Genomic DNA, 3,483 nt, shown 5'->3' with positions numbered 1-3,483 from the left:
CCTTACCGTAGACGGAGGATGGACAGCCAAATAACCCCTAAAATTCTGTAAACGCCTAAGTCAATATACTGGCCATAAGGAATATAATGGCCATGGAGGTAATGGATAAAATAAAGGTACCCAAGCTGTGTGACTGGTAACCTTGTTTGATATTCATTCCTGACAATTGGGTCATGGCCCAGAAAAAGCTATCATTGGCATGCGATACAGCAATGGCCCCTGCCCCTGTAGCCAAAACGGTAAATACCCGCATTACCTCAGTATCCAAACCCAAGGCAGGCATCAATGGAACCATAATGGAGGCTGTAGTCACCAAGGCAACGGTAGAAGAACCCTGAGCAGATTTCAAAGCAAATGCCATGGCAAAAGGAAGGAATAAACTCCAATGTCCACTACTCATCAAACCACTAATCTGATCAGCAATTCCGGAATTTTGTAACATTTTACCAAAAATTCCTCCAGCACCTGTGATGAGTATCACAGGTGCACCTATTAATAATGCTTCTCCAAACCAACCCGAAGATGACAGTATTTTTCTGTCCAATTTTTCAGGCAAGCTAAAAGCCAAAAAAGCGCCCAAAAGTAAAGCAATTATTGGGTTACCAATAAATGAAATTAGTGAGGTGAATTGATTGTCACCAAAGGGTTTAGTTGGATATGCTGCAATAGAAGATAAAATTATCAAAACCAAAGGAATGATAATTGGCATAAAAGATTTGCCAAGCGAAGGACTTTTGCCTGCATAACCTAACTTATCTACTTTGGCAAAGACCGGTTCTAAATGGATATTTGAGACCCAATACTTGCAGAAGTAGTAACAGGGTATCAATCCCAAAGCACTGATAATGGTACCAAATAAAATTATTCTTCCTAAATCGGCTTCCAGAATACCTGCAGCAGCTATAGGTCCCGGAGTGGGAGGCACCAGTGAATGTGTAGCAGTAATCCCCAAGGTTAAGGCCACGGTTGTTGCGGCATAAGGCAACTTGCCTTTAAAGGAGAGTGATTTATTGATTGGATTTAACATGATAAAAGCACTGTCGCCAAATACAGGAATAGAAGAAATGTATCCGGTAATCATCATTCCAAGCATTACTGATTTTTGCCCCACCCAAGACAGCACTTTCTTTGCAATGACAAAAGCACCGCCGGATTTTTCCAGAAAAGTCCCAATAATTACTCCAAAAAGAATCAGTAAACCTATTCTCCCCAAGACTCCTCCAAACCCTTCAGTTATGGAACTAATAATCAAGGCTGTAGGCATTCCTGCCAATAGCCCATATAGAATAGCTCCCGAGAATAAGGCGAGAAAAGGGTGGATTTCAAATTTAATGATCGCTACCACAATAATGGCCAGCACCAGTAGTATCAAAACAAAGACTAACATACAGCAATTTTTGGGTTTATTTTACCCAACAAATAAAGCATTTTTATCTATATATTAACTGTATTTTTAGAATTTTATGAAATATTATTCCTTACCCCGGAAACAAATTCATTTAATGTATTCTTTGTATGGATTTTATTTTTATAGGATTAACAAGGTATTGGTCCACTTCTTCTCGGGATTGAATTTTTTTTACCAGTTCCATCCCCTTTGTAACCGTACCAAAAGCAGCAAAACCAAACCCGTCCGGATTTCTTTTTCCCTTATAATCCAGTTCAGGTTGCGCATTAATACAAATGAAGAATGAACTTTGCGCCGTATTGGGCCCTAATCTGGCCATGGATATGGTTCCATTTTTATGTTTTATGCCTGTTTCTTCGCTTGTTTCTATGGGTATTGGAGCCAACAATAAACTGTCAGGCACATCTCCCCCTTGGATTACTTCAATCTTTATCTCTCTTTCCGCTTCGTTTTCCGGGGTACATACCCGGAAAAAACTAGAATTCGAATAAAGCCCATTATTAACGTAAGCACGAAAATTTCCTACAGTTAATGGAGCTTTATCGGGATACACTTCAAGCTCAATATCACCGATTTCTGTCTTGATTAAATACTTCTCAATTTGTTGTGCATGAATTGAATAACTGATGAAAAACAATAGGGCACAGTTGATAAATTTATTCATGGTTTACACCCATTAATCTATTGATTTAAATACAAAACACCCAAAAGACAATCTATTTCGTACTGATATCACTTCAAAACCAGCCACTACATTGCTTAGCGGTACTAAACTAAAAACTCCAAACAACCAGATTTTATTGCAATTGCAACACTTCATTAGAAAGCTCCGGAAACCCTCTTAAATTATCCGAGTTAAACAAATTACAAAAAGTAGGGCAACAAATTTCAAACTAAGCCAACTATTTTATTAAAAAACTCATCAGTAAAACCAAAAACCTGTACCGATGGCATCTTAAGTCAAGAGATAAATTAATTTCAAATTACCTATTAGGCAATCGGTTATTCTTAATATAGAAAAACCGTTGAGTGATTAACCGTTTCCCATTCACACAGAAAAACGCCAACGCTTTTTCAACCATTTCCAGGCCTCAAAAAAAACTAATGCTTAGAGTGCAACAATAGGGCAATAATATTTTTTATTTGGACAATTACCCAATAAACCGAATCAAAAACACACTTAAATCTACCTTATAAAATATATTTTGATTATTTTACCCATCAACAAATAAACGATACATTTTAACAAATCAAATTAAATATGTTTGAAGAGTACATAGGAGTTATAAAAATGTTTGCAGGCAATTTCACACCACGCGGTTATGCGCCTTGTGATGGTAGGATAATGTCCATCAAAGACAATCAATCTTTGTTTTCAATTTTAGGCGATATGTATGGAGGAGATGGGAAGACCACTTTTGCTTTACCGGATTTGAGAGGTAGAATGCCCGTTGGAAGTGGGTCAGGACCGGGGCTAAGTCCAAAAAAGAACGGTGAAATTGGTGGTCAGGAATCCTTCCAGTTAGAAGAAAAAAACTTACCTGCTCATTCCCATATCTTATTATCAAATTCTATTAAAGCCAATTCCAATAATCCCGAGAACAATTATTTGGCCTTGAGTCAGGTTAAAGTGAACCGATTTAGACCTCCCCATGCAGTGAAGTCCTATGCGGAGACTTCCAACAGCAAAATGAATGAAAAATCTATAAGTGAAACCGGTGGCAATGAGCCATTTGAACAAATGCCCCCTTATTTAAGCATCAATTTCATTATTTGCATTCAGGGTTACTATCCAGCAAGGACTTGATTTCTCATCATTCACAATGGGTAATATCACTATCTAGGAGTTCCGTGGCATGGGCTGTTGGCAGTCCAAGCTTGGGACTCAGGTAAGGTATTCCCCAACCCATACCTCTTAAAACAAATAGCACCCCCATAAACATCACAAAATAGGGCATTGCCTTGTTCATTTTCATTCTAAAATTTAAAGAGAATACATCCTTTGAAAACATAAGCAAAATCATCACAGGGAATGTACCCAATCCAAAGACGAACATATAAGCCATGCCATAGAT

Annotated in this window: 4 protein-coding genes; 1 reads left to right on the top strand and 3 read right to left on the bottom strand. The window is 37.9% G+C overall.

Going from position 1 to position 3,483, the window contains the following annotated elements; translation table 11 throughout:
* Window positions 1-55: 55 nt before the first annotated feature.
* A complete protein-coding gene (locus AAC037_RS21945; RefSeq protein WP_339905630.1) occupies window positions 56-1,387 on the bottom strand; it encodes a GntP family permease in 1,332 nt (443 codons plus the stop codon).
* A 112-nt stretch (window positions 1,388-1,499) separates the two neighbouring features.
* Window positions 1,500-2,072, bottom strand: coding sequence for a peptidylprolyl isomerase (locus tag AAC037_RS21940; RefSeq protein WP_339905629.1), 573 nt, complete (start codon window positions 2,070-2,072; stop codon window positions 1,500-1,502).
* 597 nt (window positions 2,073-2,669) lie between these two features.
* Between AAC037_RS21940 and AAC037_RS21935 the strand changes: the two genes are divergently transcribed.
* The gene (locus AAC037_RS21935) at window positions 2,670-3,215 is read left to right on the top strand and encodes a tail fiber protein (RefSeq protein WP_339905628.1); all 546 of its coding nucleotides are present in this window, start codon (window positions 2,670-2,672) and stop codon (window positions 3,213-3,215) included.
* A gap of 7 nt (window positions 3,216-3,222) precedes the next feature.
* Here AAC037_RS21935 and AAC037_RS21930 read toward each other — a convergent pair.
* Window positions 3,223-3,483: sulfite exporter TauE/SafE family protein (locus AAC037_RS21930; protein ID WP_339905627.1), on the bottom strand; the 261-nt coding region annotated here is incomplete at its 5' end.

Source organism: uncultured Cyclobacterium sp. (assembly GCF_963976465.1).
Classification (GTDB): domain Bacteria; phylum Bacteroidota; class Bacteroidia; order Cytophagales; family Cyclobacteriaceae; genus Cyclobacterium.
This window is presented reverse-complemented; position numbering and strand designations above follow the sequence as displayed.